Annotated in this window: 18 protein-coding genes; 10 read left to right on the plus strand and 8 right to left on the minus strand. The window is 54.6% G+C overall.

Features of this window, described 5'->3' with window-relative positions; translation table 11 throughout:
* The first annotated feature begins 1 nt into the window (after position 1).
* From RA19_RS26175 to RA19_RS13670, 4 genes are read left to right on the plus strand one after another with little or no spacing between them, the layout of a single operon-like run.
* Positions 2-556 carry a hypothetical protein gene (locus RA19_RS26175; protein ID WP_082020532.1) on the plus strand — a complete coding sequence of 185 codons (555 nt, stop codon included), beginning with the start codon at positions 2-4 and terminating at the stop codon, positions 554-556.
* On the plus strand, positions 553-1,065 hold the full coding sequence (locus RA19_RS13660) for an H-type lectin domain-containing protein (protein WP_039163517.1): 513 nt from the start codon (positions 553-555) through the stop codon (positions 1,063-1,065). The genes RA19_RS26175 and RA19_RS13660 overlap by 4 nt, the downstream gene beginning before the upstream one ends.
* Positions 1,062-1,709: a DUF5675 family protein gene (locus RA19_RS26600; RefSeq protein WP_152615769.1), complete on the plus strand. Its 648-nt coding sequence runs from the start codon at positions 1,062-1,064 to the stop codon at positions 1,707-1,709. The genes RA19_RS13660 and RA19_RS26600 overlap by 4 nt, the downstream gene beginning before the upstream one ends.
* A gap of 33 nt (positions 1,710-1,742) precedes the next feature.
* The gene (locus RA19_RS13670) at positions 1,743-2,159 is read left to right on the plus strand and encodes a hypothetical protein (RefSeq protein ID WP_152615770.1); all 417 of its coding nucleotides are present in this window, start codon (positions 1,743-1,745) and stop codon (positions 2,157-2,159) included.
* 265 nt (positions 2,160-2,424) lie between these two features.
* Here the strand turns inward: RA19_RS13670 and terL are convergent, their stop codons facing one another.
* From terL to RA19_RS13695, 3 genes are read right to left on the minus strand one after another with little or no spacing between them, the layout of a single operon-like run.
* Positions 2,425-3,903 carry a phage terminase large subunit gene (terL, locus tag RA19_RS26180; protein WP_082020533.1) on the minus strand — a complete coding sequence of 493 codons (1,479 nt, stop codon included), beginning with the start codon at positions 3,901-3,903 and terminating at the stop codon, positions 2,425-2,427.
* Entirely contained in the window at positions 3,900-4,349 is a 450-nt protein-coding gene (locus RA19_RS25815; RefSeq protein WP_052261788.1) for a DUF5681 domain-containing protein, read from the minus strand. Before RA19_RS25815 ends, terL begins: the two co-directional genes overlap by 4 nt.
* On the minus strand, positions 4,342-5,775 hold the full coding sequence (locus tag RA19_RS13695; protein ID WP_241479068.1) for a site-specific DNA-methyltransferase: 1,434 nt from the start codon (positions 5,773-5,775) through the stop codon (positions 4,342-4,344). The genes RA19_RS25815 and RA19_RS13695 overlap by 8 nt, the downstream gene beginning before the upstream one ends.
* Before the next feature lie 410 nt (positions 5,776-6,185).
* Here RA19_RS13695 and RA19_RS13700 point away from each other — a divergent pair, with 410 nt between their 5' ends.
* Genes RA19_RS13700 through RA19_RS13710 form a run of 3 tightly spaced genes read left to right on the plus strand, consistent with a single transcriptional unit; the run spans position 6,186 to position 8,487 of the window.
* Positions 6,186-6,416: a DUF3489 domain-containing protein gene (locus RA19_RS13700; protein ID WP_052261789.1), complete on the plus strand. Its 231-nt coding sequence runs from the start codon at positions 6,186-6,188 to the stop codon at positions 6,414-6,416.
* Positions 6,413-6,820, plus strand: coding sequence for a DUF2924 domain-containing protein (locus RA19_RS13705; RefSeq protein WP_039163528.1), 408 nt, complete (start codon positions 6,413-6,415; stop codon positions 6,818-6,820). Before RA19_RS13700 ends, RA19_RS13705 begins: the two co-directional genes overlap by 4 nt.
* Positions 6,817-8,487, plus strand: coding sequence for a recombinase family protein (locus RA19_RS13710; protein ID WP_039163530.1), 1,671 nt, complete (start codon positions 6,817-6,819; stop codon positions 8,485-8,487). The genes RA19_RS13705 and RA19_RS13710 overlap by 4 nt, the downstream gene beginning before the upstream one ends.
* 734 nt (positions 8,488-9,221) lie before the next feature.
* Here RA19_RS13710 and RA19_RS26605 read toward each other — a convergent pair.
* Entirely contained in the window at positions 9,222-9,449 is a 228-nt protein-coding gene (locus RA19_RS26605) for a hypothetical protein (protein WP_152615771.1), read from the minus strand.
* A gap of 418 nt (positions 9,450-9,867) precedes the next feature.
* Here RA19_RS26605 and RA19_RS26610 point away from each other — a divergent pair, with 418 nt between their 5' ends.
* Entirely contained in the window at positions 9,868-12,072 is a 2,205-nt protein-coding gene (locus RA19_RS26610) for a hypothetical protein (RefSeq protein ID WP_193748275.1), read from the plus strand.
* A gap of 1,305 nt (positions 12,073-13,377) precedes the next feature.
* Here the strand turns inward: RA19_RS26610 and RA19_RS13720 are convergent.
* From RA19_RS13720 to RA19_RS26190, 4 genes are all read right to left on the minus strand, one after another.
* A complete protein-coding gene (locus RA19_RS13720; protein ID WP_039163533.1) occupies positions 13,378-14,385 on the minus strand; it encodes a phage late control D family protein in 1,008 nt (335 codons plus the stop codon).
* The gene (locus RA19_RS13725; protein ID WP_039163534.1) at positions 14,376-14,597 is read right to left on the minus strand and encodes a tail protein X; all 222 of its coding nucleotides are present in this window, start codon (positions 14,595-14,597) and stop codon (positions 14,376-14,378) included. Before RA19_RS13725 ends, RA19_RS13720 begins: the two co-directional genes overlap by 10 nt.
* The gene (locus RA19_RS26185; protein WP_342586085.1) at positions 14,566-14,760 is read right to left on the minus strand and encodes a phage tail protein; all 195 of its coding nucleotides are present in this window, start codon (positions 14,758-14,760) and stop codon (positions 14,566-14,568) included. Before RA19_RS26185 ends, RA19_RS13725 begins: the two co-directional genes overlap by 32 nt.
* Before the next feature lie 27 nt (positions 14,761-14,787).
* A protein-coding gene (locus tag RA19_RS26190; RefSeq protein ID WP_152615773.1) for an IS5 family transposase occupies positions 14,788-15,545 on the minus strand; the annotation gives its coding sequence in 2 pieces (ribosomal slippage) (positions 14,788-15,227 and positions 15,227-15,545; 759 coding nt in all).
* Positions 15,546-15,874: 329 nt separating this feature from the next.
* On the opposite strand from RA19_RS26190, the gene RA19_RS13745 reads away from it, so the two are divergent.
* Both RA19_RS13745 and RA19_RS13750 read left to right on the plus strand, forming a co-directional pair.
* On the plus strand, positions 15,875-17,905 hold the full coding sequence (locus RA19_RS13745; RefSeq protein ID WP_039163539.1) for a PHP domain-containing protein: 2,031 nt from the start codon (positions 15,875-15,877) through the stop codon (positions 17,903-17,905).
* Positions 17,886-18,182, plus strand: coding sequence for a hypothetical protein (locus tag RA19_RS13750; protein WP_039163541.1), 297 nt, complete (start codon positions 17,886-17,888; stop codon positions 18,180-18,182). Before RA19_RS13745 ends, RA19_RS13750 begins: the two co-directional genes overlap by 20 nt.
* The last annotated feature ends 77 nt before the right edge of the window (positions 18,183-18,259 follow it).

Consider the following 18,259-nt stretch of genomic DNA (forward strand, 5'->3'; position numbering starts at 1 on the left):
TATGCTGAACACATATCGCCGCCCGCCAAGTTTTAAGACTAAAGCCCTTGCAGTCGTCCTCGCAACTGCACTCGCCACGCCCGCATCCAGCGATTCCAAAAGTGGGCTCGTGGAGCGCGTGGAGACACTCGAGACGCAGCTTGATCGAATGGAACGATTACTAGAACTCTCCGTCCAGCCTTGGGAGCCGGTCGCCACAACAGTTCGTGAATTCGACAACTGGATGCGATCCGATGAACGCCTCCGCCGGTATGAATTCGCCATCATGCGAAATAGCGGGTTTCGCATTTTGCATGTATCAGATTGGAATGGAGGGCATCGCTTTATGACAGAGCCTTACTGGCGCGGGGACACACCTCCAGACTTTTCTTTGGGGGGTAGCTTTTGGGTTATCGGGACTCAAGATCCCGGCGACGCTGACTGTAAAGGAAACACCGCCAGACACTACTACTATCGATTTTTCGACGGAACAGTAAAAATTTCGAGTGGCAATGGGTGTACGACCGAAGGACCGGTCTACGCACGAATGCGCCTGTTCAAAGGAGAGATGGAATGAGTGGTTTTGATCGCAACGCTTTCCGATTTGCTTTCGCTACATCGCTATTGTTGCTGCTCACATCGCCCGTCTGGGCCGAGTCATCTGACGCCGAGGGACTTGTTCAAATTCTTAAAAAGCTAGAGAGACGCATAGAAGAGTTAGACCAGCAGATCAAGGACGTGAGGAGCACGGCGATCACTGTGCAAAGTGGTGAAATCGCGATCAGAGCCGATGGCACAAGACCGTTGACCGATAACAGCCGCTGTAACCCGGGCGCTGACAATTTGCGTGGTATCAAAAATGGTCGGGTGGATTTCCCAAAGCACTTTGCAGAGCAACCGCAAGTGGTCCTTGCCATACATGAATTCGATATCCAAGTAGGGGCTCCAAACGACACGCATCGTCTTGCTGCACGAGTGCAATCGAAGGACGAAACGGGTTTTAATTTTCAATTCTACACTTGGTGCAATACTGTCGTGCATTCAGGGCGAGCCGTCTGGGTAGCACACGGGAGGGCATCGCAATGAGCCGGATTTCCAAGCGCGCATTCCTCGCAATTGGCACAAGTGCAATGTGTGTGCCTGCAGTTCTCCAAGGACAGGCTCTGCCGCAGGTCCGCCTTTTGGTTCTGCGCCGTCCAGCCGTACTCGGATCCGATAACTGCAACGCTCCGTGTATTCGAGGATCGATTTACGATGTCAGCAATGAGGGTCTCTTCTCTCTTGACACATGGGCCAATCCACTCGGACAGGAACCCATTTGCGACGTGATCGAACGCCCTTGGGCTGGCAATGCGCCGAACGTCAGCGCCGTTCCCGCCGGAGAGTACCGCGCCTTTGTCCGCGACGATGCCAGCAAGTCTTGGATGGACACACTTGACAAGCGCTGGCGGCTTGAGCTCGAAGCGGTGCCCGGTGGCCGCACCCACATCCAGTTCCATTACGGCAAGGACGAGAAATGGTCGGAGGGCTGCTTCATCGTTGGCGACCACCTTGTCGATGTTCCGACGCTTAATGATCTGTCCGGCCCGTATTGCAAAGTTGAAAACGGCGAGTCCGCGATTGCCCGGCTGCGCGCGGCCGTCACTTCGCCGATGGTCGACAGCAGCCAGATCAAAATTGCTGTGTCAAATCGCGACGGCCTGTTCGCAGATTTCGTCGACGGGTGTTGAGACTGCGCATTGCCCCATATGAAGGATCGAGACATGTACAACAACAAATGGTACCTGGCCGTGTGGTTTATGATTGCGCTCGCCTTTGCGGCACAAGCCGAGGAGGGCCTTGTCCAGTCGGAACAAAGATTGACGAACGACCTTGATGCCTTGCGCGAGAGGGTGGATGACCTTGATGCCTTGCGAACGAGGGTGCAAGCGCTGGAGTCCCGACCCGCGTGGCCCAAAGGAAAGTATTGCGTCTTTCGCTCCGGGGCCTGTCCCGCAGGCTTTTCCCAGATCGACGGCCGTATGGCGGCAATCTGGATGTATCGAAAAGATGGCGGTTACTACACTCCGAAAGACTTTGGAAACTCCAATTTCACTTGGCACAACAATGGTGGAGGCAATGCTTCGGCACCTTACTGGCACGGCGAGATCAACCTGTCGGTCTGTTGCAAACAGCAATGAGAGCGTGAAGGCCTGTCCAAAGGTCAATGACCGTGAGGGAAACTGACAACTGCCCTTCTGTGTCAGCTGCAGCTCCGGCGCTGTGGCCGCTTCGCCACAGCCAGACTTGTCACCAGATGCTTCCACGGTGCTTCCGGCAGTTATGAGGTGCAAAAGCGAGAAGCGCCCCACGGGGCGCTATCGTGTTGTTTTAACTGAGAGATTTTGGTTGTGGGAACAGGATTTGAACCTGCGACCTTCAGGTTATGAGACTGATGCATGCCCCCTACCTCCTCCTCACGCGTTCCCGGCTGCGTTCCCGGCGTTCCTGGTTGATCGGGTGCTCCCGTCCCAAAGTTCGATAGAAGCCATTGCCCGTCGACCAGTTCAGGAACTGGCTGAAGCTGTCGACCTGGTCGTCGTTGCGGCCACGGGGAAATCCCTGCAACTCGCGCTTGAAGGCCGAGAGCCAGGTGGCCTCGCGAGGCAGAAGAACCTTGCCGGCCTCGACCGGAGAGCAGGCGGCGTTAAAGCGGATTTCCTTGTCCTTGTCCGGCTTGATGGACCGATAGCGGCCGCGGTCATCATTGTTCAGTGTCTGCAGGAGGGGTTTGCCACTTGCGGCATCTTCGATCAGGACAACTTCCGGATCCCACTTCTGGACAAGGCCCTTGGCCTTTGCTTCGAGATCAGGAAAGTCGAGCTGGCCGCGGTAGACGTCCAGCAAGTGCCATTTGTTGCCGTAAAAACCCCAGGTGGTGCACACCGAGAAGTCAGACCGCGGATCGGCCGACATACCGGTGTCCCAGCTCTGAACGATCATCTGGTAGGAGGTGCGCGGCAATACCTCATCATAGGTACCGAACCATTCCCAACGCAAAACTGACCCATCCGGGGCAATCGGGTTCTGCTGGTACTGGCAGTTGAACGTGGCCGCACCCATCTCCTTGCGCATCCGGTCCAGGGTTTCCCGGTCAACATTCTCTGGAAACAGGACATCGCCTGGCCGGCGGTTATGAACCCGTCCCTGGCCGATCGGGATCCGGGCTTCCTCCTCGGCGATGGCAGGCAGGTTCAGATGGCGGTAGGTGCCCTTGTCGAGCAGGTAGCCTGCAGGATCCACCTCATGCAAACGCTGGGCAATCATCACCACCCGGCCCTCGGACGGGTTGTCAAACCGGGACAGGAGGGAGCCTTCGATGAACTCCTGCGCCCGTGTCAACTCGGCCTCGGAGTTGGCGTCCGCCGCCTTCATCAGGTCATCGATGATGATGTAGTCAGCCCCATGCCCGGTCACGGCACCGCCGATGGAAACGGCCTTGCGGCCGCCCCCTTCGGTGGTCTTAATCTCGTCCTGGGTGTTGCCTTTCTTTGCCAGGCGCGTTCGGGGAAACAGTTTCTGGTACCAGGCGGAGGTCATCACCTTGCGGGTTGCCTCGGAATGCAAGCGGGCGAGGTCCAGGCCATAGCTGGCCACGATGATCTTGGCGTTCGGGTAATGACCCAACAGATAGGCCACAAACGCCACCGCCACCGTGACCGACTTGAGATGGCGGGGCGGCACGTTGATGATCAGGCGCGTGTTCTCTCCGGACTGGATATTGTCCAGCTCGTGACACATCGCTTCGACATGCCAGGCGGGCACAAATGAACACTCCTTACCCGGATGCAGGGTGGCAAAGGTTTTCCAGACAAACGCAAAGAAGTTGGTGCGATAGAGGGCAGAAGTCGTCCGCAGCGCCAGTTGAGGATCGTGCAGGGTCATGGATCTACCTCCTTGTCACCGGCGTGGCCCGGTTCGCTCCCGCCACCAGGATCAAAACCGCCTTCGCGGACTTGCATGGCAAAATGCGCCAGCACGTCCTCATCGGTCTGGTCAGGGGCAGTGACCTGCGCGACCTGGCCCGCCTCCTTCTCCACCTTTGCCTGCAGGTCCGCATCGAACTGCATCAGTGTTTTCAACGCTCCCATGTCGCCATGCAGCGCTTTGGCGAGAAAGCGCTTGGCCGCCGCTTCCGCCTTGGAGACCTTCACTTCGCGACCGCCCTCCCGGATGATCACCTCACTTTCCATTTCCCGTTTCAAGCTGGCGTTGAAGCCCTTGGCTCCCTTGGGGCGCCCTTTCGGATTACCCGACTGGCCCTTTTTGAACTGCGTGCGTTTCGGTGGTTTGGCGTAGCCGACCTCGTATTCGCTCTCCAAATCAGACATGCTCCGCCTCCTTCTCCTCGGCAGCGGCCAGGGCCGCCGCTCGCTGGCCGAAGGCCTCTTCGGAAGCCGCATGCACCGCCTTCAGGCCGGTCATCTCTTGCCAGCGGCGAATGGCGACATCGACATAAAGGGGATCCAATTCGATCAGACGCGCCTTGCGGCCGGTTTTCTCGGCGGCCAGCAAGGTGGCACCGGAGCCGCCAAAGGCATCAAGCACCACATCGCCGCGGTGGCTCACATCCATGATTGCATCGGCCACCAGCGCGGTCGGCTTGACTGTGGGATGATCGGCCAGATTGGCCTCCCGTCCCTTGCCGAAGCTGTTCACCCCGGCATAGTCCCAGACATTGGTGCGGTTGCGGCCATGCTTGCCGAGTTCAACATTGTTGATGTGAGGTGCCCCCGGCTTCTTGAAGATGCAGACCATCTCGTGCTTGGAGCGGTAGAGGCTGCCCATCCCGCCATTGGTCTTATTCCAGACGCAGAGGTTGTTAAGCTCGAGCCCGCAGGCCTTACCAACCTCGATCAACACATCGATGTGGCGCCAGTCCATGCAGATCATGGCCATGCCGCCCATGGGCAGGTTTGTCACAAGATGCGTCAGGGTCTTATCCAGAAAGGCCCGGAATTCAGCATCCGACATCTCGCCCGAGGCCATGGCGAACTCGCGGTGATCACCGCCGTTGCCGGAACGCACGTGGCCCTGCACCCGGACATTATAGGGCGGATCGGTGAACACCATGCGCGCGGCCTCGCCGCCCAGCACTCGGGTGTAGCTGTCTGCGTCGAGGGAATTGCCACAAAGAATGCGGTGGTCTCCGAGGATCCAGAGATCACCGGACTGCGCCACGGGCAGCTTCGCGGGATCGGGGGACACGACGGTTTCCGGCGGGGCGGTCTCGGACGCCCCTGCCCCGTCAATAATGATGTCGATCTCCGGCACCTCGAAACCAGTGATATCGAGATCGAAGTCGAGCTCCCCGTCCAGGCCGATATCCATCAGCTCGGCAAACTCGATCTGCAGCGTTTCCTGGTTCCAGTCGGAGAGTTCCGCCAGCCTGTTGTCAGCAATGCGCAGGGCCCGTACTTCGGCCTCGGACAGGTGATCGGCCACCACGACCGGAACCGATTTGAGCCCCAAGGCCATGGCGGCCTCATAGCGGCCGTGGCCGGCGATGATGGCGCACTTCCCATCCACGAGGATAGGGGTGACGAACCCGAACTTCTCGACTGAAGCCTTCAGCTTGGCGATGTTCTTGGCGGTATGTGTCCGGTTGTTGTTGGCGTAGGGCTTCAGGTCAGCAATGGGCGTCTGGACCACCTTGTGAGCCATCCAGAGCGGTTTGTGCGGCGCAGGCGCATCGGGTTTCAGCGCGCCGCCATCAGGCACCCTGGTTTTCACGATGGATTTGGATTGTTCACCCATCTCGGTCTCCTAACTTTAAAGGCGTTTCAGCCTGCTGTGTTAAAGATCGGGAGAGTGGCGGAGCATCCAGCAACCACCGGATCTCCTGATCCAGCTCGTTGCCCTAGATGCTCGACTTGTTTAACGCCCAATGGCGCGAGACTTCAGGGTTTATCGTGACCGCCGTCGCCAGCGATCACACCTTAGATACGTGAGCCACCGCGAAGTATCAAGAGATGATGTGGAAAAACACATTTATAACAGATCGTTAGCGACGAAGAATCGGCAACTTGGTACGCGATGAGACGCTGCAGAAAGGACTGGACTGCCGTCCCGAACAGAGCGTCACTGGACCTGTGCCCGCGATCGCCGGGCTCTCCTCGGTACCGGGGCTGGCATCCCGCCGGCCCTTAGGATCGAGGAGAAGATCAATGCCCAAACCGAAACAGACCAAGACAGAGAAAGTGCGTGTGATGCTTGCCCGCCCGCAAGGTGCGAGCGTCGAGGCGATCTGCAAGGCCATCGGCTGGCAACCGCATTCCACCCGGGCAATCCTAAGCGGATTGCGGAAAGCCGGTTATACGGTCGAGCGGCAGGCGGCCGCCGGGAACGGCGGGGAATCTTTGTATCGGATCACTGCCGAACCCGAGACGGCCGAATGATCCGGGTCGCAGATCTCGAGACCATGGACCGGGCCGCGTTGATCGCGGCCTGGACCGGGATATTCTGCACGCCGGTTCCGAAAGGGCTGAGCCAGTCCTTCCTGCGCCGGTTCCTGGCCACCGAGATCCAGACCCGCAGTTCAGGTGGCTTGTCTGCCCGGGTCCGGAAGGTGTTGACGCAGGATGACGGCCGAAGGCAACGGTCCAGGACAGCCGCCCTTGAGCCGGGCAGCCGCCTGCTGCGCGAGTGGAACGGCGTCACTCACGTGGTCGAAGTCAGAAAGAACGGGTTCCTCTGGAACGGCCGGACCTGGCGCTCTCTTTCGGCGATCGCGCGGGAGATCACCGGTGCCCATTGGTCGGGGCCGCGGTTCTTCGGCCTGACCGGAAAGGCAGGATCATGAGCAAGCCCCGGATCCGCTGCGCGATCTACACCCGCAAGTCCTCCGAAGAAGGGCTTGACCAGGACTTCAACTCGCTCGACGCTCAGCACGAGGCCTGTGCCGCCTATATCGCCAGCCAGCGCCACGAAGGCTGGAAGATGTTGCCCGCCCGCTACGATGATGGCGGCATCTCCGGCGGAACCCTCGATCGCCCCGGCTTGCAGCAACTGCTTGCCGATATTGATGCCAGCCGGGTCAATATGGTCGTGGTCTACAAGATCGACCGTCTGACCCGCTCGCTCGCCGACTTCGCCAAACTCGTCGAGCGGCTTGAAGCGAAAGACTGCTCCTTCGTCTCGGTCACCCAGGCGTTCAACACATCCTCATCGATGGGCAGGCTTACCCTGAACGTGCTTCTGTCTTTTGCCCAGTTCGAGCGCGAGGTCACTGCAGAACGGATCCGTGACAAGATCGCCGCGTCGAAGAAGAAGGGGCTATGGATGGGCGGTGTCACGCCACTCGGCTATGATCCGCATCCCGACCCGGTGCGGCGGGAACTCGTCATGAACACGACAGAGGCCGGCGTCGTCCGCCAGTTGTTCGGCCTTTATGCCGCCCATCGTTGCCTCAATGCCGTCACCCGCGAGGCCGAGACCCTCGGCCTGCGCTCGAAATTCCATGTCTTCTCGACCGGCAGGGAGCAGGGTGGCAACAGGCTTAGCCGGGGCCAGATCCACAAGATCCTCACCAACCCAGTCTATCTCGGGCTGATCCGGCACAAAGAGAAGAGCTTTCCCGGCAAGCATCCAGCCATCATTGACCAGGCCCTGTGGGACAAAGTTCAGGATATGCTGCAGGCCGCCAGCGCGCGGCGGCGGGGCGCGGCGGCCGGCGCACCGGTCACCGATGCTGCACCGCTGAAGGGCAGGTTCCGGGATGACACCGGGGGTCTGCTCACTCCGACTCATACCCGGAAGAACGGCAAACGGCTGCGCTACTACATCTCCAACCGCCTGATCTCCGGCGGTGCCGATCCGACCGGCTGGCGCCTGCCGGCACCGGCCTTCGAGGCCGCCGTCGCGTCCCTCGTGGCCGATCACTTCGCGGAACATGCCGGCCGCCACACCGTTCTCAGCAGCAATGACGCTCTCCAGTCCGCCGGTGCATCGGAGACCGTGAACAAACTTGCGAGCCAGATACGGGCTGGCGGTGTTCGCAGTGCTGCACCACTGATCACCGGCGGAGTTCTTGGAAACGGCCGCATTGCGATCGACCTCGACGCCGGTGCCCTTGCCCTTGCCACAAACCTGCCTGCAGACGAACTGAACCCCTGCATTCTGAAGATCGACCAGCCGTTCACCTGCCGCCGCCGCGGTGCCGGGATGAAGATCGTTGCCGGCAGCTTTGCCCCGGCGCCGGACGCCGCGATGATCCGGGCGCTGCGCAACGCCCACCGCTGGTCGGACGCCCTGAGATCCGGCACGCCTCTGAAACGACTCGCCACCGACGTGAACGTTTCAGAACGCTACGCCGCCCGCATCATTGCACTCGCAGGCCTCTCGCCGAAAATCCAGACCGCAATCATCGACGGCTCCCAGCCTGTGGATCTGACCTTGAAGCGTCTCCTGCGCAGCGCCTTGCCATTGGAATGGCACGCTCAGGAACGGGCCCTCGGGTTCCGCTCCTGATCTGTTCCCTGCTCGCTCGGATGGCTTCCCTGTTTCGCACAAGGGCATTCCCTGTTCTCCTCTGAAAATTCCCTGTTCCGCCACCCAGGGAAATCGGCCCCAACTCACTGTTATTGCTCGCATAAACAGCCGGTGCGACGGACGAAATCTCTGCAAATTAAAAAAATACGCTGTAAATCGAGCCGGAACAGGGAAACGCACCTGAAAGCGGACCCGCGTTTCTGGCGAACTGAGACACCTGTGTTTTAGGTTGGGAAACCGTGGAGAACGGTGCGTCTCCGCCGTCGGATACGCCGCATAACCGGCGGGAAACACGCCGTAATTCGACGAAATAAGGACATAAGAAATAGAGACGATTGTGGGTGGCGGGGAGACAGGGATTCGAACCCTGGGAACGCTCTCACGTTCAACGGTTTTCAAGGCTGGCGGAAGTCAGGCCTTTTCAGTCACTTGGCCTAAAAATTTCCCAAGACAAAGCGTAAACATATGAAGAACATGGGAAACTCCTATTCTTCAACTTTGGACGAATCTCACACTATGCGTGGAAGCTTTGTGAATACTCACCAGTTCGCTGCAGCTCCCAAAAAGTTGCACTTCGAGCCCATTGCTGTCCTTGGCTGTCCGGCAGCTCTTCACATGTGCAGTACGGCGCAGATCACGCCAAGCCGACATTCAGCACTCGGCAGGAGGAGATGAGCGTTAAGCGAGAGGTTGCCTTCCCTTGCTTGCTGCCTTTACTTTGGGTTACCCGATTTCCCGTAAATCGATGAGGTTTCTTGGCTACTTTCGTACCAATTACTTCCCCAAACAGCCAAGGATGCAAACATCCACATCAGCGCTGCGATTAAGACAAAGAAAATAATCAACTGGATGAGCGGCCGTTCGAAGTTTGACGCACCAAGGAATAAAGTTGCTGAAACAGCGGCAGCAACAAGTGCCCATCTAAATCTCGTCTTGCTCATTTGATCAATCAATCATCCGATCTAAGTTCCGTCTGCTAGACTAGAAACCTAAGATGCACTGCCAGCGAAGGCTAGAGCGATTGGTGGACCTACAGGCCAGCGAGAGACGAAGAGCCCAAAGTGTGAACTTGCCTTCGTGCTGCGAGCGCTTGAGGCATGGAAATTGCCGCACTTGAAAAACAATGTGGTGCAACGCAGGGGTAGAACCGTGCTTCCATTCCGGGCGGTATGGGAAGGTTTTGCAGTGGATGGCTGCGGATTTTCCTCTTTTGGCAATAGTGGAAAATCACCATTGTGCTCAAAGGGTAACCCGTAGATCGATGAACGCTTGCCTCCGCCAAGGTAAAAAAATTCTTGCAAACAACATATGCTTCAACACATGCTGCGTGGATGTTACTTTAGAAAAAGGTTTGCCATTATGTCAATTCAACCACGGGCCGCAAAACTTGCTGCGCTCGCCCTTCTAACTATTTCTCCAGAAACATCATACGCTCAAAATGTTCACCAAATCGATTCGCTTGCATTAAACGACAAAGGCGAGAAGATATTTCCAGGCGCTCGCGAAGTTGACTATCCACAAGGCGGGGTGGTTTTAGGGTCAGGTTGGAATAGCATCACAGATCGACCAATGGACAGTGTTTGCCTGAATTTTTCAAAGGTCTCGAGTAACGGGCAAGAATCCGAAGTCTCAATCGTTCGCATTGATGAGAAAGATTCTCTTATGAGGGAGGTGGGGATATCATATGGGGCAAGCGCTTCTGCATCCTTTGGAGCAGGCTCCGCATCTTTCAGTACAAAGCGAGATTTTATCGAAAAAAGCTCGATAGAAAATCATGTCCTGAATATTCTCGTGAAGTCGAAAGTAGTTAATGGCGTTTCTTTTGTCGCTCCACATGAGGATGATACGGGAGCTGGCGTTTCTGGAGCCGTGACGCTTAACGAATATGGGTCTTCAATTCTACACCCTGAAGAAGGCTTGAAGACCCGCCGAGAGGAGTTTTTTGAAAAGTGTGGTGATAGTTTTGTTGCAGGCATCATTCGTGGTGCAGAATTATATGCTCTTTATAATATGTCTGCAGAAAACAGAGATGCTTCGACCGAAGCAGGAATTCAGCTACAAGGGAAGGGGTCATATATTGGCTTTTCGGCGGGTGGTGATTACTCATCCAGGCAAATAAATAAGCAAATAAGCAATTATCACACAGATTCGATTACTTATTACCACTCGGCGCATCGTGGTCTTCCGTTGCCGTACAGGGAGGAGCAAATTTCAGATGCTCTACAGTACTTAGGCAATGCGCAGGACCCGGATGAAGCGTACCCATTGCGAATTTTGCTTCGACGCTATGATAGTCTACCTGAGTTCGGCACCGAGATTCCCTTTGGTGTTTCGATTGATGAACAGAGGGAATCTTACCGTCAACGATTATTAGGGATGGCAGGTTACCTCAATCAGGTAATTGATATAACGCGGTCCTCCGGCACCACTGACCCGTATAATCTTAACCTGAGAGGCAAGAGCATTGATTACTACAAAAAATTGCAGGACAGAATTTATGAAGAGATACACACTGTTTCCAATGAGCTGCGCGCCTGTTTCCAAAGTGAATCTTTTGGATCTTCCAAACTGTCGAAGGAGTGCCTAGCAGATCCAACACCATTATACAGCGACTGGCTTTTCCGCTTGGAAATGCCCGTACATAAGGATCTTCATCGTGAACTATACACTGATGAAATTTCCGAGGTATCGAAGATTTCCAACGAAATTGCGACACTAAAATCAAGCTATAACAACCATACTATCAGAGCGTTTTGGAACTATTCAGATTGCAATATATTTGGAAGATCCTGCACCAAGAGATATATAGTAGTGAGGTGCTCGGATGAACCAGGCAATCCAACATGTAGGGATTTCGTTGCGAAGCGAAGAAATGCTGAAAGCCGACTTTCCATCCTTAAAGACCAACTAAATCATATTAAGGACATCGACACGAGGTTTGGCCGTTGGATTGTGGATGCATCGCGAGCGCGCACGGCAAACGGTGATATAAACGGGTATCTTTCCAATGAGCAGTTGGATCTACTCAAGAGTTGTTTGTTGGAACAATATACGCCAGTGGATGCAGCAGACGACGAGGGTGGTGAGGATCCGACTTGTTCCGAGAGAATAATGAGCGGGGAAAGGTTGGCGATAGTCGATGTTTTTGTGCCTGCTAATCGCTTAGAGCGTGACCGCGCTTACTTAGCTAAACTGGAAGCTGAAGTGGTCAAGATAGGTTCTCGAGTAAGCCTCCTTGAGAATGGCACTTTGGAACGCAAGGCAGGCGATAATGAGTACAATTTCATGAGAGAGTTTAGAGATCTAGCTCGCCAGCGTAAGGATGCGGGTGAAGAGTTCATAGCCCTACTTCGAGGCAATGACGCTAAACTGAGGAGCTTAGTAGGTATCAGACTTTCCCCACAGATGTTGAACGATGCGTACGAAAAGTGGCTCAATGACGGTGAAACAAGAGAGTTCTACTATAAAATGCCTGAGGTTGATGACGATCCAAATAAATGGCGTTTCAACATGAATGGTTTCGATAGCAGAGCCGACTTTGAACCGTCACTGATTGAGTACTAGGTGAGTACCGTGGCTAAAGGACGAAACAGCGGCGCAAGTCAAGTCATTTGGATTGCATTCGCACTCGGCGTGTCTGTGACGGGCACTACTATAGCACAAGAGGAAGATGGTTTCCGCCATCTTCCCCGTCAAATGAACGACTCTTCCTGTCAATCATACGCGCTTGGTCTCGCTGTGCACTATGAGGACCGTGGCGGTTTTTTTTCCTTCGACCAGACGTCTGAAGAACAGTTTTTTGACGATATAAGAGGAGCAGAGGCAAAGATACGAACTCTTGTCGCGTTTGCCAAAGGGGAAGAGCATGTATCGCATCGCGGTCATTGGAAGCAGGCGATCAGAGAGTATTCCGGGGTCAATGGGCAGCCGAAGTACCAAGTTAGAGAGAACATATCATCAGCAGCTCAAACGCTCCCACAATTTCAGAATGCCCTTCTGAAGCATTTTGCCAGCAAATGCACGAGGGATGACGAATGCCCAATTACGAGACGTGGCAATACAGAGGGTGCGCCTCCCCGGCCATTGATCGCGAGCATAACTGGGGTTAATGGTCTACCGTACAAATCTTCACATGTCGTGTTAATCAAAGATGTTAGACCCAAAGGTGGGTTCGACGGAAGGTCGTCTCATTTGCCTTCTAGGATGGAGTACCTTTTGGAGAATAGTGCTTCGAGGCGCACAGGTATGACTTGCGGCAAATCTGGCTCGACGGAATGGGTAAGCAATATAGATTTTAACACTTTTGGTGGTTTAGGGTACGTTCTGACTTGGATTGAACCAAGAGAATAAATTCAACACATACCGAACACTGCCTCGTTTCACCGGACACCAATGCGGTTTCCGTATTGATTCTGATGAATTCGCTGGGAAATTTTCCACTTTCGCCCATAATAAAAATGACTGGTTACTGCAGTCGAGATATTGTTCGCGTTACGCGACAACATGATATTGAAGATTTCCACCTTCTCGCAACCAAATTGCCTGCTTTCGGATAGTTATTTCAATGACTGGTTTGGAGGAAGGATAGCATTGCCGAGCAACTATCGCTGCGGCTGCAGGTGTTTTCTGCGTCTGCAATAGCTGCGTGAGCAAACGACGGCTTAGTCCCGTCTTCGCCTACAAGCGCGTCTGAATAGCACCAGTTCTATGTAGTGATTGACCGTTCCAAACAACCGAACGTTTCTGAAAAACCTACGGGTTTGGAGGACGTCGGGAATTGCATGTTTTCAGTCACTTAGGGAAAAAATTTTCCAAAACAAAGCGAAAACAGCCATAGAACGTGGGAAACGGCACTTTTCTGCCCCGATCTCATTCTAGCGGCTCCAATTCGACCGACGTGCGGTAACCCCCGCTGTCTAGCGAATGCGTGGCCCTGGTTATCAGCCAGGGCCCGTCAATGAATGACCGGAAGCCCGCGGCCTGCAGCACCGCCTCTGCCTTGGCATCCGGGTCGCCCTTCATATCGATCGACAAAGAGCGGCCAGCGCGGTGCAACCGGCGCAGCTCGGTTTCGGCTGCCCGCTGTGCCGACGCCTGGTCTGGAAAGCGACGCTTTACGCGATGGATCGGCGCCCCATCACCGGCCTTGCACTCCTGCTGGCTGCCCCGCCCCAAGTCCTGATAGGACGCCACAACAGACCCCACTTTTTCGCGCAATGTATTGCGATAGCTCCACCGGCTGACGCCCCGCTCTGTGACAGGCAGCACCGGCATCGGCTTGCCCGAAGCTGTGAGGCTTTCCCCGCGCTTGGCCATGATCAGGCGGCCGTTTCCGGGTTTGGCGATGGCATCGAGGTCGCGGGCCACCCGGGACAGGAGGTTAATGTCGCTCTCGTCGATCTGGTCGATATGCGGCAGCGCGATCTCTTTGAGGCTGTCCGCGACAGCGTGCTGCAAGCCGTGCTCTCCGGCGATCTTACCGACCATTGCGGCAACCGTGGTTCCCTGCGGCCAGCTGCGTTTTTTCTGGTCCGTAAGGGCGGTCTTGCCGCTGATTGTCTCCCCGTTCACCGACGCGCTGCCGGTGATCACTGCCTGGTCAGGCGGCCCCTGCAATTCGAAGCTGTCCGCAATAAACAGCCCCATGTACTTCATCTCGAAGGGGTGGCCCATCCAGACTTTGATTTCTGCCCCCTGGCGCGGTTCTTGGATCTTTCCAAGCAGCGCGGTATCCGCCAAGACAATCTGGACCTGATCCGACTGCACCCCGGCCGCATCGGTTACAGTCAGGCTGGAAAGGCGCGGAGCAAGGATGCCGCTGATATCCTGGCCATCCACCTCGACGCGCATCATGGGAAGGAAATCAATCAATCCCATAGGCTCACGGTCTCCGCTTCTTTCGGCACTTCGATCTCAGGCAGCTGAACAAGCGTACCCAGCGGCAGGAACGGACCATGATCCGCCAGCCCCGGGTTTGCCTCGAGCACGGTTTCCAATGCTCCGGCCACGTGGCTGCCATAGTGGCGCCAGACGATCTCGTCGACCGTGTCGCCTTCCTTAGAACGGTAAGAGACTGCGGAGCCCGCCATCATACCTCCTGATGCTGATCGTAAAATCCTGCCGCAGCGGGGCGCCATTCCCGGCAAAGGTGCGCTGCCCCTCCCCCACGCGCTCGATCACCCAAAGGCCCATTACCTTGCCTGTGCCGGCCATCAGCGGCAGAGGGAACCCAAGGGAGGCAGAACGGCGCATCTTGTCGACCTGCCCTAGGCTCAGGACTCATAACCAGTAGATGACGATAGCGGCGATTGCGATTGCTGACAGGAAAGCCTTCGGGCATCTGTCGTATCGCGTTGCAACTCGTCGCCAATCCTTGAGCCTGCCGAACATGATCTCAATGCGGTTGCGGCGTTTGTAGCGTCGCTTGTCGTATCGGATGGGCTTCTTTCGCTGCCTTCGGCCAGGGATGCAGGCCTTTATCCCTTTGTCTTGCAACGCTTCTCTGAACCAATCTGCATCGTATCCACGATCTCCAAGCAGCCAATCCACGTCCGGCAGGCTGTTCAGCAGGGCCTTCGCACCGATATAATCACTGACCTGACCGGCAGTCACAAAGAAGTTCAACGGGCGCCCCTGGCTATCACAGATTGCATGTAGCTTCGTGTTCATGCCGCCCTTGGTCCGGCCAATCAGGCGTCCTCGCCCCCCTTTTTGACCCCAAGGCTAGACGCCGTGCGGTGCGCCTTCAGATAGGTCGCGTCGATCATAATGGTCTTTACCTCGCCGTGATCGGCGGACAGTCCGATCATCATTTCAGCGAAGATGCCCTTATCACTCCATCGCTTCCAACGGTTGTACAAGGTCTTGTGCGGCCCGTACTCTTTGGGCGCATCACGCCACCGTAACCCGTTACGATTGATGAATATTATGCCGCTAAGGACACGCCTGTCATCAACGCGAGGCTTGCCATGGGACTTCGGAAAATAGGGCGCTAGACGGGCCATTTGCTCGTCGCTCAACCAGAAAAGATCAGACATCGTCACCGCTTGTTTTGGGCGTGCTGAATCACGCCATAAAACGGAAATCAATGGGTCCTGAGCCTAGGGGGCAAAGGACCAGACCGGGACCAACCGGACTTTCGCTACAGGCGCAGCATGGCCAGTTCCACGCGTCTGCTTTGCGCATAAACCAAACTTCGCAAAGTCTGGAGGACAGCTCATTGTGGACATTGACAAAGAAGTTTGTGGCAGCACTGCAGCCCGCAGAACGCCGACGTTCACTGTAAGCAAGTACTCGGCAGGGGTTACGGAAACACACTTAAACGGGTATATGCTGAAGTAGAATCGTCTAATGCAGGTTATTACCCTTGATCAAGATAGATTTTCACATCCATACAAAAAAGAGCATCCTAGATGCAGAATTCGACTTCTCCCTCGCGAAACTAAACGAATACATTGCGAGCGCAAACCTAAATTGTATTGCGATTACTAATCACAACCTGTTCGACAGAGAGCAGTTTATTATGATTAGAGACTCTGTATCGGTGCCAGTATTTCCGGGCATTGAAGTTGATCTTTGCAAGGCTCAAATTCTTGTGTTTAGCGACGGGCAAGACCTCGATGGATTTGAATCCCAGTGCAGCCAAATCTCGTCTATTTGTGCAGAGGTAGGAGCATCGGTCTCCATTGAAGATTTCAAAGAAATTTTTGGAGATTTGGGCAAGTATATATTGATTCCTCACTATGACAAAAAGCCTGCCATAGATGAGGCTACGCTTGCCCAACTTGCTCCCCATGTGACGTCAGGAGAAGTAAGCAGCGCAAAGAAGTTCATGTACTGCATGAATAGTGCTGAGAGATTAGTCCCAGTGTACTTTAGTGATTGTCGTATTCGGGACGAACTTGATCCGTTGCCCACGCGTCAAACCTATCTAGATTGCAGCGAACCGACCTTTAGCGCGATCAAAGAGTGCCTTCGAGACAAAACCAAGGTTGCGCTTTCAAAAGCAGATGGCAACCGACTGTTTCAAGTGTTTGAGAACGGGCAACAACTTTCCACAGGTCTGAACGTGGTCTTAGGAGAAAGGTCATCTGGAAAGTCATATACGCTTGAGGCGCTAAAGAAACGCTTTCCCGCAGCGCATCATATCCGACAGTTTGCTTTGGTTGCTAGAGATCCTGACGAAGATGAGAAGAAGTTCAACTCATACCTGACCCGCAAGCAAGGTCTCTTTTCGAAGGAATATCTCACTGCCCTGCAACAGGTCATTGAGGACGTGCTTGAAATTGACCTGGAAGAAGATGAGCGTCAGGTCGATGGATATCTCTCTTCGCTGATGAGCTTTGCCCGCGAGCGGGAAAGACACGATTCATTTTCGAAGGCCAGAATCTACAGTGAAGATCCATTTCCAGATCGGAACCTAAAGGGTCTCCAAGACCTGATCGCTTCAACCAAGAACCTTATCAGCAATGTCGAGTTCAAGGAGACCATTACCAAGCATCTCGCTCGCGACGCCCTAATCGCTCTCTACGTTGATCTAATGCAACAATACGCGCGCCAAGAGGAGCTGCGACTGAAAAGGGTTTGGGTCAACGACCTTGTCCAAAACATAAAGTCTAAGCTTCAACTACGATCAGCAGCACCGAGGATATCTGACGTCGACTTGTATGATGTCGCGTTGAACAAAAAGAAAATCGCCCGGTTCGAAGAAATCTCGAAGCTGGCTCGATTGCCAAAGACACCTCTGCGCAAGAGCATGCGTGGTTTCTCTGTTGTTGCCGAAGTTGGCCCTTACAACGGCACACAGGAGATGTGGAACGTATTGAGGCGGCGCTCGGCGTCATTCGCAAATGCTTTCAAGGTATATGATGAGCCATATAAGTTCTTGAAGGAATTGAAAGCAATTGGTGGTGATGTGAAGCCTCCAGATTTCTCGAAATATTTCGTGAAAATCGACTATCGCATCCTGAATAAGGATGGGTTTGATGCTTCGGGCGGCGAAAGGTCCGAGTTTTTCCTGCTCGACGAGATCGAAGGTGCTTCGGAACACGAAATGCTATTGATCGATGAACCGGAATCATCATTTGACAACTCATTCCTAAAAGATGACGTAAACGCGCTTATCAAGGAGATGGCAAAGAAGATGCCGGTCGTCGTTGTCACTCATAACAATACAGTCGGCATGACTATTAAACCAGACTATATGCTGTTTACTCAGAAAGCTATTGAGGATGGAGAAATCGTATGGCGTACATACTCTGGTTATCCTACCAGTAAGAAGCTTACATCTCCGGACGGCGCGGAAGTAGATACTCTGGGTGTAGTGCTTGGAAGCCTCGAAGCTGGTTCAGAAGCATATGAAGAAAGAAGGCAGAGCTATGAAAATCTTAAAGATTGAAAACGAAAACGGATACTTCTGTCTTGAACAAGGCGGCGAGTGGCAGCCTATTGATGCAATTGACAAAACTGCATTGATTAAGCTCTTGGATCTGTATCTTGAAAGCGATGTTGAGATGGATTGCCCAGACGGGCATAGCGTCAGCAATCAGGCACACGCCATTATTTACCGGGGGATTTTCGATAAGTTGTCACAGCTCGCAGGCGAAAAGAGCAGATTTAAGGACGAGAGCGAAACGGTTTATCTTGATGAGATGCAGAAATACACAGGCCAGTGAATAACCCGTCGTTGCGTCATTGCTCTCTGTCTTCTCCGCTATTTCGACGAATGTCAGCTTTGGCATTCCGTCCAACT

The organism is Leisingera sp. ANG-M1 (genome assembly GCF_000813745.1).
Lineage (GTDB): Bacteria > Pseudomonadota > Alphaproteobacteria > Rhodobacterales > Rhodobacteraceae > Leisingera.

Bases quoted from the DNA above. Each gene is read 5' to 3' on its own strand.
- RA19_RS26175 (WP_082020532.1), top strand. From the start codon at position 2: ATGCTGAACACATATCGCCGCCCGCCAAGTTTTAAGACTAAAGCCCTT.
- RA19_RS13660 (WP_039163517.1), top strand. From the start codon at position 553: ATGAGTGGTTTTGATCGCAACGCTTTCCGATTTGCTTTCGCTACATCG.
- RA19_RS26600 (WP_152615769.1), top strand. From the start codon at position 1,062: ATGAGCCGGATTTCCAAGCGCGCATTCCTCGCAATTGGCACAAGTGCA.
- RA19_RS13670 (WP_152615770.1), top strand. From the start codon at position 1,743: ATGTACAACAACAAATGGTACCTGGCCGTGTGGTTTATGATTGCGCTC.
- terL (WP_082020533.1), bottom strand. From the start codon at position 3,903: ATGACCCTGCACGATCCTCAACTGGCGCTGCGGACGACTTCTGCCCTC.
- RA19_RS25815 (WP_052261788.1), bottom strand. From the start codon at position 4,349: ATGTCTGATTTGGAGAGCGAATACGAGGTCGGCTACGCCAAACCACCG.
- RA19_RS13695 (WP_241479068.1), bottom strand. From the start codon at position 5,775: ATGGGTGAACAATCCAAATCCATCGTGAAAACCAGGGTGCCTGATGGC.
- RA19_RS13700 (WP_052261789.1), top strand. From the start codon at position 6,186: ATGCCCAAACCGAAACAGACCAAGACAGAGAAAGTGCGTGTGATGCTT.
- RA19_RS13705 (WP_039163528.1), top strand. From the start codon at position 6,413: ATGATCCGGGTCGCAGATCTCGAGACCATGGACCGGGCCGCGTTGATC.
- RA19_RS13710 (WP_039163530.1), top strand. From the start codon at position 6,817: ATGAGCAAGCCCCGGATCCGCTGCGCGATCTACACCCGCAAGTCCTCC.
- RA19_RS26605 (WP_152615771.1), bottom strand. From the start codon at position 9,449: ATGAGCAAGACGAGATTTAGATGGGCACTTGTTGCTGCCGCTGTTTCA.
- RA19_RS26610 (WP_193748275.1), top strand. From the start codon at position 9,868: ATGTCAATTCAACCACGGGCCGCAAAACTTGCTGCGCTCGCCCTTCTA.
- RA19_RS13720 (WP_039163533.1), bottom strand. From the start codon at position 14,385: ATGGGATTGATTGATTTCCTTCCCATGATGCGCGTCGAGGTGGATGGC.
- RA19_RS13725 (WP_039163534.1), bottom strand. From the start codon at position 14,597: ATGGCGGGCTCCGCAGTCTCTTACCGTTCTAAGGAAGGCGACACGGTC.
- RA19_RS26185 (WP_342586085.1), bottom strand. From the start codon at position 14,760: ATGCGCCGTTCTGCCTCCCTTGGGTTCCCTCTGCCGCTGATGGCCGGC.
- RA19_RS13750 (WP_039163541.1), top strand. From the start codon at position 17,886: ATGAAAATCTTAAAGATTGAAAACGAAAACGGATACTTCTGTCTTGAA.